The organism is Aliivibrio sp. S4MY1 (assembly GCF_028765545.1).
Classification (GTDB): Bacteria; Pseudomonadota; Gammaproteobacteria; order Enterobacterales; family Vibrionaceae; genus Aliivibrio.
This window is the reverse complement of record NZ_JARACP010000002.1, coordinates 145,542-158,630: the sequence shown is the minus strand read 5'-3', so window position 1 is coordinate 158,630 and position 13,089 is coordinate 145,542. Positions and strand designations below refer to the sequence as shown.

The 13,089-nt window shown below is 38.6% G+C and carries 12 protein-coding genes and 1 pseudogene; 8 read left to right on the top strand and 5 right to left on the bottom strand.

The genetic code is table 11. The features are described 5' to 3' along the window. Positions 1-66: 66 nt before the first annotated feature. From PVK71_RS03220 to PVK71_RS03205, 4 genes are all read right to left on the bottom strand, one after another. On the bottom strand, positions 67-702 hold the full coding sequence (locus tag PVK71_RS03220; RefSeq protein ID WP_274417740.1) for a CatB-related O-acetyltransferase: 636 nt from the start codon (positions 700-702) through the stop codon (positions 67-69). 254 nt (positions 703-956) lie between these two features. Further along, complete coding sequence (locus tag PVK71_RS03215) at positions 957-1,331, bottom strand: hypothetical protein (protein ID WP_274417741.1); 375 nt, start codon at positions 1,329-1,331, stop codon at positions 957-959. A 401-nt stretch (positions 1,332-1,732) separates the two neighbouring features. Beyond that, entirely contained in the window at positions 1,733-1,933 is a 201-nt protein-coding gene (locus PVK71_RS03210; RefSeq protein ID WP_274417742.1) for a hypothetical protein, read from the bottom strand. Positions 1,934-1,986: 53 nt separating this feature from the next. Next, on the bottom strand, positions 1,987-2,343 hold the full coding sequence (locus PVK71_RS03205; protein WP_274417743.1) for a LuxR family transcriptional regulator: 357 nt from the start codon (positions 2,341-2,343) through the stop codon (positions 1,987-1,989). 311 nt (positions 2,344-2,654) lie between these two features. On the opposite strand from PVK71_RS03205, the gene PVK71_RS03200 reads away from it, so the two are divergent. From PVK71_RS03200 to PVK71_RS03165, 8 genes and pseudogenes are all read left to right on the top strand, one after another. After that, complete coding sequence (locus tag PVK71_RS03200) at positions 2,655-2,915, top strand: hypothetical protein (protein ID WP_274421745.1); 261 nt, start codon at positions 2,655-2,657, stop codon at positions 2,913-2,915. A 218-nt stretch (positions 2,916-3,133) separates the two neighbouring features. Further along, a complete protein-coding gene (locus tag PVK71_RS03195; RefSeq protein ID WP_274417746.1) occupies positions 3,134-3,724 on the top strand; it encodes a hypothetical protein in 591 nt (196 codons plus the stop codon). 400 nt (positions 3,725-4,124) lie between these two features. Then, a complete protein-coding gene (locus tag PVK71_RS03190; RefSeq protein WP_274417747.1) occupies positions 4,125-5,378 on the top strand; it encodes a hypothetical protein in 1,254 nt (417 codons plus the stop codon). A gap of 784 nt (positions 5,379-6,162) precedes the next feature. Then, on the top strand, positions 6,163-7,455 hold the full coding sequence (locus tag PVK71_RS03185; RefSeq protein ID WP_274417748.1) for an extracellular solute-binding protein: 1,293 nt from the start codon (positions 6,163-6,165) through the stop codon (positions 7,453-7,455). Between the two features lie 71 nt (positions 7,456-7,526). Then, the gene (locus PVK71_RS03180) at positions 7,527-8,408 is read left to right on the top strand and encodes an ABC transporter permease subunit (protein WP_274417749.1); all 882 of its coding nucleotides are present in this window, start codon (positions 7,527-7,529) and stop codon (positions 8,406-8,408) included. Between the two features lie 44 nt (positions 8,409-8,452). After that, on the top strand, positions 8,453-9,295 hold the full coding sequence (ugpE, locus tag PVK71_RS03175) for a sn-glycerol-3-phosphate ABC transporter permease UgpE (protein WP_274417750.1): 843 nt from the start codon (positions 8,453-8,455) through the stop codon (positions 9,293-9,295). 60 nt (positions 9,296-9,355) lie between these two features. Beyond that, positions 9,356-10,438, top strand: coding sequence for a sn-glycerol-3-phosphate ABC transporter ATP-binding protein UgpC (gene ugpC, locus PVK71_RS03170; protein WP_274417751.1), 1,083 nt, complete (start codon positions 9,356-9,358; stop codon positions 10,436-10,438). 5 nt (positions 10,439-10,443) lie between these two features. Continuing rightward, positions 10,444-10,782, top strand: a pseudogene (locus tag PVK71_RS03165) (alkyl sulfatase C-terminal domain-containing protein); the annotation flags it as partial. A 220-nt stretch (positions 10,783-11,002) separates the two neighbouring features. Here PVK71_RS03165 and PVK71_RS03160 read toward each other — a convergent pair. After that, a complete protein-coding gene (locus tag PVK71_RS03160; protein WP_274417752.1) occupies positions 11,003-12,943 on the bottom strand; it encodes a DUF4365 domain-containing protein in 1,941 nt (646 codons plus the stop codon). Positions 12,944-13,089: the final 146 nt, after the last annotated feature.

The following is a 13,089-nucleotide window of genomic DNA, read 5'->3' as shown; positions in this document are numbered from 1 at the left end:
ACCTTTTTTTGAGTCGTTTGAACTATTTGGGAGAATTACTTGATGATATTCACTAATAGTGACGCTCTAATTAAGCTCGTCATATGAAGCGATTGCTTGCTTTAGTTGCTCAAAATCAGGGCTGCATAAATGCGGTTTGAGTGCATTGAACTTATCTGTAGGCCAATCGTAAACTTTAAAAGACAACAGCTCTTCTATCACGGAAGGCTCAAAGCGATATTTCACATGTTTTGCTGGAGAGCCTGCAACCACGCTATATGGCTCTACATCTTTGGTGACGACACTATTTGCGGCAATAACGGCTCCTTCTCCAATCGTTACGCTGGGCATGATCATTGATCTCATGCCTAACCAAGCGCCGTCATGAATGTGAGTGTCCCCTTTGCTCGCATAAGAGTCATCGATAAAGTCCATAAATGGGTATAAACAAAACCAATCTGTTCTGTGATTATGGTTTCCGCCCATTAAGATAATAACTTCAGCGGCGATACAGACGTAATCACCAATATGAAGCTTATCGATTTCCCATCTTGGCTCCCATTGACGGCTGATTTTATCTCCGTGTAAATACCGAACAACAGAGTCTTCAAAACCGTTATCCCAGCAATCGCTGTAATAACTATGGGTGCCTTTAATATGAATGTTTTTGTTGGTTACAACTTCATGAAGTAACTGAAACTTTGACCAGTGCTTTTCTTGCATAATAAACCTTTAAACTTATATAAAAATAATGGGGTTGGCATTAATTTAAAATAAGTCAGTGGATTCTAGGCTGTTTCAGTAGGGGGATAAGCTTCATGATTATTGTCCTTACAGTTTGAGGGGATAATAACACATTGAGTTGTTTTATGGGTTACTTCTGATATTTAGAAATATCGAGAAGTAAAAACAAAAAAGGCATTAGCAAATTTAACTCTGCTAATGCCTAGAATTAGTATATTGAACTTTATTAACGCTTATTCAACGTCGCAATCAGTACAGCATTGTAGAGCGATTTCGTGCTCAAATACCGCTACATCGCTACCGTCTTTTAGCAACTCTGCGATTTCATCTGCAACTTCTTTCTCATCGTCAGCTTCAATTTGACCTTCTAGCTCTTCTTCAGAGTAACCGTAGAAATTCAGCAATAAGTAATCACGAGCTTCAGCTTTAGTACAAGTCACGTTTACTGAAAGATCAGCTTCAACGTTACCTTGCTCGATAATTGCAGTCAATTGTGCTTGAACATCGTCTTTCATTGTCGCTGTTAACCAACCAAGATCAGTGTTCACTTTGGTTTTTTTACAGTCAAAACAAGGCAGTTTATGAAAGTAATATTGAAAATTAGTCATAGGTAATTTCTCTTTGAGTGTTGTATAGCAAGATTATGCGTATTTTGGGGCAAAATACTATCTTAAATTCGGTTATTACTCCGAAACTAATTTTCTGTGGATCAAAGATAAGTAAGTGAATCTCTAGGGCCTTAATCCAAAGATGCCTATATTTTACTGTGACACTCTTATTGTCACTAAAGGATAAATGCGCCATAAGTGTGACACTTTCATTCAAGAAAGTGTCACAATTAAAGGGTATCTGTCATGAATAGGTTTGAAATCCAACGCAATATCGAGCGAAGATCAAGAAGATTGTTAAACAAGTGTATCAAATTAATGAATGGATATATCACTGTATAAAAAAGGTCACCAATATAGGCGACCTTTGTGTTGCTAGCTGTCAGGGCAGATAACGGACGTTATGTTAAAAATACAGTGCCTAATTGAATCACCCCAAAAATTATTAGTATCGGAGTAACAACTTTTGAAATACTTCTAAACCTATTTTTTAATGATTCATTTTTATCTTGATTTGAAGTAATACGTACTTTACCACTACCAATAAGGTATATAAGTACACCACCAAAAATTGAAATAATACCATCTATCAACTCGTACATATGATCTCTTTAAATAAAAAATTTCGACATAGGTGGCCAATTTGTCACAATATTTAATCCATTAGTTTAAAAAATAATTGTCCATATTTTATCCCTGTAAACTCAATTGTTCTTCCTGAAACATTACGACCAGTAAAATTATCTTTTGTCATATCTAAATACAGACTGCGAACATTTGCATCTAGCTCACATGCTGAAAAAGATCTAAATCTACCCTCTAATTCGCAAGAAAGAGTAACGGGGGCAGCTCCATAAGACGTTTCATCAATACGGTATTTAGAACCTATCTCAGGTACATGTTTAATTCCTACAAGTGCCCCAATTGGTTTTACCTCAGAAGAAAAGGCTGGGGTAGATAAAGATATTAGCAAACCAATAAATAATGACTTTTTTATATTAAATATGTTCATAACAACGACCCTAGAATTAAAATATAAGACGTAAATATACCCTCACTCAACTACATATACATAATTATTTTTTATTCCCGCAATTCTGTTAATCCCATTTTAAAATGTCCTTGTTTTAGCCAGATAGAAATGTCCCTCTAGTTGGTTAATGGAAGTTAGTGCTTGAAGCTTTGAAAGATTGAGGGTCAATAAGTACTGGATTTATGGCCCTGAGTTGCTCTTTTAAGGCTCGTTTTTTAGATGTAAATTATACAAACATATCCATAAATATGGTTGAAATTTTATGACGATTTTAGGTTGATTTTCGTAAGATGAAATCTAGATTCATTTCGGGTGAAAGTCATCCTGTTATGGTAAAAATTGACAATAAACAAGATAGCCACCCACAGCTTGCAAAGCAATGGTCCCTGTTTATTCGTCATTCCAAAGAGGCGCAAAAGCGTGGGTTGCTTTTTATTACCAACCCCTTCCCTAAGCTTGGGGCGCTCGCACTTCGTGCCAGCTATTTTACCGCGCACCTTGTTTGCAAACAGCGCAAACAAAGTGCGTCAACCATCGGCATTCAGCAATAAAGTTCTGATGATGCTAATAGTTCAGAGAAAATATCATTACTTGTTTCACATTATGTAATAATTGAATTTGATATCGTACTGTCATCCAATACGTCTCTGCTCAGAACCCAATAAAAATCCATATAAGTTTGATTAAATTGGAACTAATTAAATTTCAAAATTTAGAGTATGACTATTGGAGTTATATTTACATAAAAATAAAATATTAAGGCTAGGTTATGAACATCATTTTTGTTGATGCAGAAAATATAGGGTTACCATCGATTCAAGAGATAGATGCAAGGATCACAGATAAGGTTTTTGTGTTTTCTAATAATGAACAGATTAAAACGTTATGTCATGATTTAATGTTTATTGTGATGGATGGGTATCCAGTTGGTAAGAATCAAGCAGATTTTTATCTCATTGCTCATTTAAGTAAAGCTATATCTCAGGTTCGTTATGATGAGAAAAAGAAACTCACCTTTATATTATATTCAAACGACAATCCATTGTGCCAAGCTTTTGAATTTCAATGTCAACATGCTTCAATTGCTAGTGAAATTGTAAATACTAAACCAGTATTAGTACAGGCCACGGAGATACAAGAATATACAGCTAAAGATTTGAACAATATTGCTTTGCTTTATAATACGTTAAAAGCAAAAAGTATGATTGTGACTGAATTATTCAATACCGTAAAGCTCGAACAAACTGAAGCAACTAAGGCATTAAATGCATTGGTTAAGAAAGAGTTAATCGCTCGAACTCCAAATAATAAAAAAGTGTGGCAAGTTATTGGGAAACTTAGACCTGAGCTCTTTGCTTAATCACCCACTGCGGCACTTTTCCATTCCCGTCACCACCATTGCATTGCAAAACAGCCATCGCCTAATAACGTGTGCAAGCACACAGGCGACAGCTTGCAAAGCAATGGTCCCTGTTTATTCGTCATTCCAAAGAGGCGCAAAAGCGTGGGTTGCTCTCTATTATCCGCTTGGGGCGCTCGCACTTCGTGCCAGCTATTTTCGGCGCACCTTGTTTGCAAACAGCGCAAACAAAGTGCGTCAACCATCGGCATTAATAAATTGGTTTATCGGTTGATGAAAGCCCAGAGAAAAAACATTCGGTCCTCTACTCCTTACTGGAAGTGTAATTATTACGCATCAATTACGCTTTATTTGTAAGGTGTGCCGTAATAAGATTGTTTTTTGAAACAAGGAGAGTGCTATGGACCAGAAAGCCGAGAAATATAATAAACAACAGTCAATGTTATATGTGAACCACGCATGCAATATTGGGGGAAACAATTTAGTTGGGGAGTTACTGGAGCTAGAACCTTCACGTGTTAGTGAATTGAAGGGAGGGCGTCGTAAGCTAACTTTCAAAGAGGCGGACATCTTACAACAGGAATTTGGATTGCCGGAAACCTCCAAAGGTTACTATATAGAAGCCGAGTTATTCACTTCAGAGGAAATGAGAGATACAAAGAAATTTGATACTCATAGCAAAGAATTGCATTTACTTAGGATAATTCAGGCTTGGAATAACGAAGAGACCAGAGCTTTTATACTCGAAAGTTTGGATGTTCACGACTCATTAGTTCCTGATTATGAAGCCCAAAATGTTGTGGATGAAAACAAGCGTAAAGGTATAGAGCATAAAAATGCTCGCTTGATGCGTGATTTTAAGTTGGAGGCAATAAATGCACTTATTAACTCCCCTTATTTTTCAGCATGGTGTGACGTTATCGAAAGCATTCTTTCTGAGGTGTCAACTCAAGATATACCGTCTAAACATCAATATTTTAAAAACCTACTCTCAACAACCAAAATAGACATCGAAATTGGCAATTCGCGTGTTCTGAAAGAGCAACGTATTTACGACATACTGAAACATGTCAACCAAGGCCGAGGCATTAGCATATATTCAGACCAGACAGAAAAGCTAGTGCGACATCTTCATCTATTAAACAAGGTTAAAACGTTAGTCGAATCTGGCCGATATTCTCACCTGGTAAAGGCACCCAAAGCGTGGAAGCGTGAGTATCAAATTGAGTTAATTGAAAATGCCTTTCCACAGCGGGAATATGTCATAGTGGGTAAAGTTGTATGGCAATCATCTGATCATCTTCAAGTGAATGAGAAGTGGATTGAAAAGAGCATACTAGGTGAAATGGGCGTGGATCCAATATCGAGCGAAGAAGGTATTTACAGACAAAGGCAGTTTAAAAGCGTAAGTATGGCTTTATTGTTTTCTGAAAACTACGAATACTACTTAGAAGTAAATTTAAAGCTGGGAGAAAATAACGGTTTAACGATGAGAACGCTGATCGTACGAATAAGTAATATGAAGCACCTTTTTACAACGTTAGAGATGCTCTTTGCATTTTTTAAAATTAGTGGGGGTGTTATCACGTCAGGAATAAAAGCGGAGATCGCCGATAATGGGGGCTATATTCCTTCGGCCATTTATTTAAAATAAACAACAATAGTTCCCTTCGTTTGGTTCGTTAGTACTTTATACAACAGCGAAAATTAAAGATGTTTAAGCAGAACAAATTATAAAATTAGGGCTATCCGAGAGGGTAACCTTTTTTGTGGTTTTAAGAAAGCAATAGAAGGAATGATATGAGTAATATTTTAATCAATACAACTACTAAGATTGTAAAGAGTAAGATATTTAAAAGAGCAATTTTAAAAGCATTTATAAAAGACTGTCTTACTGATTTCCTGTAATTGTTTAAAAGTGAAAAGCTTACTTCCGTAGTAATATCGACCATTAAGGGTAATTGGATTGGTTGGTAGGACCTTTTAGATGTCAAAATCCAAGTGTATTTTATGCACTTGGATTTTTTATGGATATATCTAAAACTCTAAACATTTTCAATGGCTAGAAACCTAGCAACGTAGAGAAACTCGCTGATTTACACTAAATCTGCCTGATTGATGAGGCTTATTCGTTCATTAATACGGTGTTAAATAAAGTGTGAATAGGTTATTTATTTATGACTTTTTGCAATATGCTCATATTTATCGACTACAGATAATCCTAGTACATTTTTTTGTGCGGTTAATGCAACCTTTTGACCAATGGATATTTCATGCCAAAATTTCTCTTTAACTCGTAGTTCTAAGCGAGAGCACCAAAAAACATTCCCCCCAAATCATCACAAGAACACAATAAAACTGAAGCATAATTGTCATCTTCAATCCCTACTATGAGCATCACATAAACGGTTACTCATACTAAATCATTAGGGAATAAGATGAAAAAGCAATTGATAACAGGTGTTCTAGCGTCATTACTTTCAACGACAGCCATGGCTGAAACCAACATCACTTGGTGGCATGCAATGAGTGGTCAGCTAGGCGAAACAGTCAATACTATTGCTCGTGATTTTAATGCGTCACAAGATGAATACAAAATTACCCCAGTGTTTAAAGGCTCATACGTAGAAACCCTTACCGCAGGCATTGCTGCTTATCGTGCCGACCAAGCGCCGAACATTCTGCAAGTGGCTGATGTGGGGGCAGCAACCATCATCAATGCCCCAGGGGTTGCAAAACCTGTCGAAGATATTCTGGTTCAATCTGGCTATTCATTTAATAATAAAGACTACATTGCAGGGGTTCGTAACTTCTACGCAGACAGCAATGGAAAAATGATTGGTATGCCATTTAACAGTTCAACGCCTGTGCTTTATTACAACAAAGACATTCTTGCAAAAGCAGGGGTAGAAGCGCCTAAAACCTACGAAGAGCTAGAACAAGTCGCACAAAAATTAAAAGCGCAAGGCTACGCTACTTTCTCACAATCTTTAACGCCTTGGATCATGTTCGAAAACTTCAAGTCTCGCCATAACCTTCCTGTTGCTAACAAAAACAATGGCTTTGATGCGCCAGCGACCAATATCATGATTAATACGCCTGACATGGCAATGCACTTTAACAAGCTAAAAGAGTGGTCAGACAAAGGGTACTACAAGTATTACGGCTCTGATTGGGATGCAAACCAACAACCGTTTGAGCAACAAAAAGTAGCAATGTGGTTAGGCTCATCAGGCTCGTTTGGTGGGTTACGTAACCGTGTTGATTTTGAGTTAGGTACAACCTATCTACCATATTGGAAATCAGTCAATAAAGAGGCCGGCCGTACCTTTATTGGTGGCGCTGCCTTATTTGCCATTGATGGTAAGCCAAAAGAAGAAGAGCAAGCCGTTGCTGCTTTCTTTAATTTCTTAACAAGTCCTGAGACACAAATGTTTTGGCATAAATCGACCGGTTATGTGACGGTTACCAAAGCGGCTTACGACATGACAAAACAATCAGGCTACTACCAAGAACAGCCAGATGCAGAAGTGGGCGTAAAACAGTTGAGCTTACCGGGTGGCGAGTGGACGCGTGGTTACCGTTTAGGTTTTTACTCACAAATCCAAGAGGTAATGCATAGAGAGTTTGATAACGTATTTGCAGACCGAATTACGGTAGAAAAAGCACTCGCCAATATCGATAAAGAAAGCAAAGTAATGTTAAACCGTTTCGCACGCTCGGTGCAATAACAAGGTTTCACTGTGGCCGATTTAGGTTAGCCACAGTGATTTTTTTCTTTTTAATGTAGTAGGTTATAACAGTGGAACAACGACAACAATTTACCCACTCGGCGTTGCCTTATGCGCTTTTAGTGCCCCAAATCGCCATTATTGCTGTGTTCTTTTTCTATCCCGCAGCAGAAGCGGTTTATCTCTCCTTTATGCTAGAAGACCCTTGGGGGTTGTCATCAACCTTTGTTGGTTTAGAGAATTACGACATTATTTTTAGCTCGGCAGAGTATTTAAGATCGATCTTTTTTACGGTTGGCTTTGCCATTGTGGTGTCTTTTTTATCATTAGCCATTGCTCTTTTATTGGCGGTGAAAGCCAATAATATTTTGCATGGTAAGAGTGCTTATAAAATCACGCTCACTTGGGTGTATGCGGTTGCTCCTGCGGTGGCTGGTATTATGGGCGGCTTTATTTTTAATCCTCATATTGGTGTTTTTACCGATATTTTTTCCAGCCTTGGTTGGGATTTTAGTTTATACACCAGTCCTTTTGATGCAACGCTAACCTTGGTTTTAGTCTCGGTGTGGAAGCAAGTCTCGGTTAACTTTATCTACTTTCTTGCAGGACTACAGTCTATTTCATTTGCGGTGAATGAAGCGGCAATGTTGGATTGTGAGAGTGATCGCCGTCGCTTCTGGACCATCACTTTCCCATTGCTTGCTCCTACAGGCTTTTTCTTATTAGTCATCAACTTAACCTATGCCTTTTTTGAAACCTTCGGCGTTATTGACACCTTAACGTCAGGCGGTCCGGGTGGGGGAACGACCTCATTGGTTTATAAGATTTATCGTGATGGCTTCATTGGGACAGACATTGGTGGTAGTGCGGCGCAATCGGTAGTGTTACTGGTTTTAGTCTTAATGCTGACTTGGGTGCAATTTAAGTTTATTGAAAAGCGTGTGCACTATTAATTCAAAGAGATGTATTGGTACACAGCAATGATGAGAATTTTATTATGAAACAGAATCAATGGTTCGATCATGTCATCCTGATATTAGGGGCGCTTTTTATGATCATCCCTATTTGGCTAATTTTCGCCAGCTCTACCCACAACCCAAACACCATTATTAGTGATGGATTGCAGTGGTGGCCGGGCGGTAACTTCTTTGAGGTTTACGGGGAGGTCTGGGATAAGAGCGTCGGTTTTAGTACGGATGTGAATGCCAAATCGATGATCATTAACTCAATGGTGATGGGACTTGGCTTTGCCATTGGCAAGATTATTATTTCGATGATGGCCGCTTATGCGTTGGTCTATTTTCGTATGCCTTTTGCTTCGCTGTGGTTTTGGCTGATTTTTGTCACGCTATTGTTGCCATTAGAAGTTCGTATCATTCCTTCTTATGAAGTGGTTGCGAACTTAGGAATGTTGAATAGCTTTTCAGGGTTAATTTTACCTTTGATTGCCTCGGCGACCGCGACGTTTTTCTTTCGCCAATTTTTTAGAACCATCCCGAATGAATTGGTGGAGGCGGCGCAACTTGATAACGCAGGGCCAATTCGCTTTTTTATCGATATTTTATTACCGTTATCTAAAACCATGATCGCTGCGATTTTCATTATCATGTTTGTGGTGGGTTGGAACCAATATTTATGGCCAATCATGATGACCACCGATGAGAGTTACAACACTATCGTAATGGGTGTGAAACAGTTATTGAGTGACATAAGCCAAAGTAGTCAACCGCGTTACGACCAAGCCTTTGCTCTGGTTATCTTCGCTATGTTGCCACCAATTTTAATAGTTATTATTTTTCAGCGTTGGTTTGTTAAAGGCCTTGTTGAAACAGAGAAATAATTGTGCAAACGCGGTGATGAAACCGCATTGCCAATCCCAAATTTGTGAAGAGATAGAACTATGTTAGCACTTAAAAATTTAGTAAAAACCTACGACAATGGTCACCAAGCGGTAAAAGGTGTTTCTGTTGATATTAAGCAAGGTGAGTTCATTGTATTGGTTGGTCCGTCGGGCTGTGGTAAATCATCCATCTTGCGCTCTATTGCAGGGTTAGAGTCGATCACTGGTGGCGAAATTGAGCTAAATCATCGTCGTATTGATACAGAAAAACCAGCCAGTCGTGATATTGCGATGGTGTTTCAAAACTACGCGCTATACCCACACATGACAGTGTATGACAACTTGGCTTATGGGTTAAAAAACCGTGGTGTTGATAAGCAAACCATTGCAGCAAAAATTGAAAAAGTCGCAGAAACCCTCAAGATCGCAGATTATCTCGACAGAAAGCCTGCAAAGTTATCCGGTGGGCAGCGTCAACGTGTTGCAATGGGACGTGCGATTGTGCGTGATCCACAGTTGTTCTTGTTTGATGAGCCGTTATCTAATCTAGATGCTTCACTGCGCGCCCACATGCGTTTAGAAATTAAAAAACTGCAACGTGAGCTAGGTGTAACCAGTGTGTATGTGACTCATGATCAAGTGGAGGCGATGACTTTGGCGGATCGCATTATCGTGTTAAACCAAGGGGAGATTGAGCAAATAGGTACGCCATCAGAGGTGTACCACCAACCTGCGAGTACGTTTGTGGCGAGTTTTATTGGCAGCCCTGCGATGAACTTTCATCAAGCCGAGATTGTGAATGGGGTGATTAAGTTTGATCAGCAAAGTGTGTTTCTGGCTGAATACGCACATTTACCTGCTCAGACAATACAGCTTGGAATTAGACCTGAACACGCCTTATTAGAGCCAGTAAATACAGGGTTAAGTTTTCCATTAAGCGTGCAAGCGGTTGAACCGTTAGGGCCGAACCAATTAGTGCATGGTTTGGTGGGTGGTAAAACATTTACCGCGTTAACGCCAGAGTTAGACTTTGCCACTCAAGAAGCTCTGACGCTTAACGTAGCAAAACAGCACTTGCATTTGTTTGATGAGGCGGGGAAGCGCTTATTGGCTGATACCAATGTGTTAGCGCAAGCAAGCTAGCTCACTTTATTGCTGTGAGTTTGAACGCACCAAAAGCGGAAGCCGCAGGTCTTGACTTCAACTTCGGTGTTTACCACCCAGACCTTGGAGAGCGTTACTATGGTGAAGTGTCTAATGCGAATATGGCTAACATTGAAGTCGATAAACTACCAAAGGTTGATTTTGAATTAATTATCAACAAAGCAGATTTCACAAAAGTGGTTTTTGGTGAGACAACTTTAGAGGCATTATTCAAATCTGGTCAAGCGGGTGTTAAAGGCGATGCATCACTGTTAGATCAACAGGCTAGTTCACTAGATAAGTTTGATGGCATGTTTGAGATTCTACCAATGCCAAGCAAATAACATTTAATGATAAAACCTCCCCTCAGTGGGTAATGCAATGCCAGTCAGTTAAGTTGACTGGCATTTTTAGTTTGGTGGAGAGGGGACTCAATAAAAGTAGTATTAGGTTAGCTTGTTTTTGGACATAAGTGAGTCAGTGATATTGCTAAATTAGTATTTCGTGAATTACTAGAGTTAAAGCAGAGCTTCTTGCTTAGACCAACTATACTAATCCATTACATCAATGGCGTTTTAAAGCAACTGTATTGATTGAGTTGCTATCTCCAAACCTAATTTCATAAATGTTGTTTTTTTGTTCATTGTTATAGTCTTCACAGTACTGTATTGCTTGTAATGCAGCGTCACTTAATTTTTGATGGAAATCATCATTTGCATCTACAGGGAAGTTAGAGAAGAACTCACCAATGACTTCACTTCCAAATTTATTACCAATGACTTCTATTAAATGAGAAAATGCCGTTAGGTCTTCGATGTTGTAGGCACACTGCAATGCGTTCATCCATGTATTTCTGTAACGTTCATCTGAAAATGCTGAAAGTAAGTAGCTAATACATGCTTTATTGTAGTCTTGAGCAATAACAAACTTTTGAGCCAATGAGTACCAGCATTCTGGACATGTAGCATTTGTCTTGACTAAGTATTCTATTATTTCGTCTTCGTTAGCATTTTCGATAAACTTAGCAGTAGCAACTTTACCTATAAGTTGTTTCTTTATGCCTAAGTCATTCACTAATAGATCAAGAGTCCATTTTTTTAGGCACCAGATAGAGCTTCTTACTTTAAGTTTCGGAATGGAGATTTCGAACAAATCAGATGCCTCCTCAAAACGTCCACAAAAGATTAGACTATCTGCCAGTAACACCGCATTCTCTGCTGTATCTTCGATGTCAATAGCGGTTGTATAAAACTTGGAGGCTGTTGTGTACTTACTTGCGCTGAATAATAACCCAGCGACTTCTTTTAGCCAGTATGCCCTTTTTTTGTAATCTGGGTTCATCTTTGCAGCTTTATTGTATTGATGTATCGCTTTGCTTAGTTCACTTCTTGCAGATAAAAAATTACCGAGGTTGTAGTGTAAAGTTGCCTTCAAGTCTTTGTGGTCTGACGGAATTGATTGGTCGATACACTTGTATGTTTTTATTACGCTTTCTACATCGGCTTTAATAGATAAGCTAGTGATTAAACTTAAACAAACTTGGATTTCATTTACCAAGTCGTGTTCGAATATATTAGTTGTATTAACAATGCTTTCGATAAGGAGCAATGCATCGGAGGGTGTTCTTGTAGCTATTTTGCACTGCGTATAGCTGATGAGAGTTAATCCATGGCTTTTTATTTTTGACGCCTGTATGTAATTATCGAAATGAACCTCAGCTTCCTTAGTATGCCCCAAGTGCTGTAGTAACAATCCGATAGTTACGTTTATGTCGGCAACTAACGTTAAAGCGTCAGTAATATTACTCAAATTGTCAAATGAACCTCGACTGCTTCCGACTCCACCAAGATTTATGTAGTAGTCATTTTCATCAATTTCCAAGATGGAAGGGGAGGATTTGGTCGGTTTAAATTCGAATGTAAACGTGTTTTCATTCTCTTTTGTTGAATTGATTAGGTTAGAAGCTAATAGCGCAGAGTGTGTGGATAATCCCTTGTATGATTTTATTGATGCATTTATTTTTATAGGCTTTTGAAGGGTTTTACTTTTGAAGTTGTTATAAGCTTTCAGCCCTTCGAAAAGTAGCTCTGTTGAATGTTCTTTCCATTCGTTCGAAGAAGAGAACTGCATGCAAAAACTGTTTTCAGCTAGGGTATCTGTGGTTAGATTTAGCGAGTGGAACCAGCGACTATAAATTGTATCCGAATGAGCCAAATAGCGTACAACCAATACAGGGCAATCGAGTTGTTTAAAGTAGTTTAATTTTTCTATGTTCATGCGAAGCTTTAGCGCTTTAATACTATTTTTCTCATCGGTCGCCTTGAGTTGTACGAGAAACTTAATCCCTGTACTAAGGCCATCGTTATCAAAGACTTCAACTTCTCCATCTATCCCGTAGTCGTGTGTCGGTATGCGGTACACCCACTCATGAGGAAGTAGAGATTTAAATTTGTCTACAGATAATTCTTCTAATATGTGGGCTCTGGTTCTTTTCGGTAATCGCATCTGTGCATTTTCGACTCATCATTCAATAAAGTTTATAGTACAGACAAACCGTATCTTATGCCATGCAGCACATCACACTGATGAATTCGTGTAGCGGATTAAAAATCTGGCCACATAGCTAGAACATTTGTTATAAAAAAGTAAGC

Coding starts and splice junctions, on each gene's coding strand:
- PVK71_RS03205 (WP_274417743.1), bottom strand. CDS start 2,343: ATGAACATATTTAATATAAAAAAGTCATTATTTATTGGTTTGCTAATA.
- PVK71_RS03220 (WP_274417740.1), bottom strand. CDS start 702: ATGCAAGAAAAGCACTGGTCAAAGTTTCAGTTACTTCATGAAGTTGTA.
- ugpE (WP_274417750.1), top strand. CDS start 8,453: ATGAAACAGAATCAATGGTTCGATCATGTCATCCTGATATTAGGGGCG.
- PVK71_RS03210 (WP_274417742.1), bottom strand. CDS start 1,933: ATGTACGAGTTGATAGATGGTATTATTTCAATTTTTGGTGGTGTACTT.
- PVK71_RS03160 (WP_274417752.1), bottom strand. CDS start 12,943: ATGCGATTACCGAAAAGAACCAGAGCCCACATATTAGAAGAATTATCT.
- PVK71_RS03215 (WP_274417741.1), bottom strand. CDS start 1,331: ATGACTAATTTTCAATATTACTTTCATAAACTGCCTTGTTTTGACTGT.
- PVK71_RS03200 (WP_274421745.1), top strand. CDS start 2,655: ATGAAATCTAGATTCATTTCGGGTGAAAGTCATCCTGTTATGGTAAAA.
- PVK71_RS03195 (WP_274417746.1), top strand. CDS start 3,134: ATGAACATCATTTTTGTTGATGCAGAAAATATAGGGTTACCATCGATT.
- PVK71_RS03190 (WP_274417747.1), top strand. CDS start 4,125: ATGGACCAGAAAGCCGAGAAATATAATAAACAACAGTCAATGTTATAT.
- ugpC (WP_274417751.1), top strand. CDS start 9,356: ATGTTAGCACTTAAAAATTTAGTAAAAACCTACGACAATGGTCACCAA.
- PVK71_RS03185 (WP_274417748.1), top strand. CDS start 6,163: ATGAAAAAGCAATTGATAACAGGTGTTCTAGCGTCATTACTTTCAACG.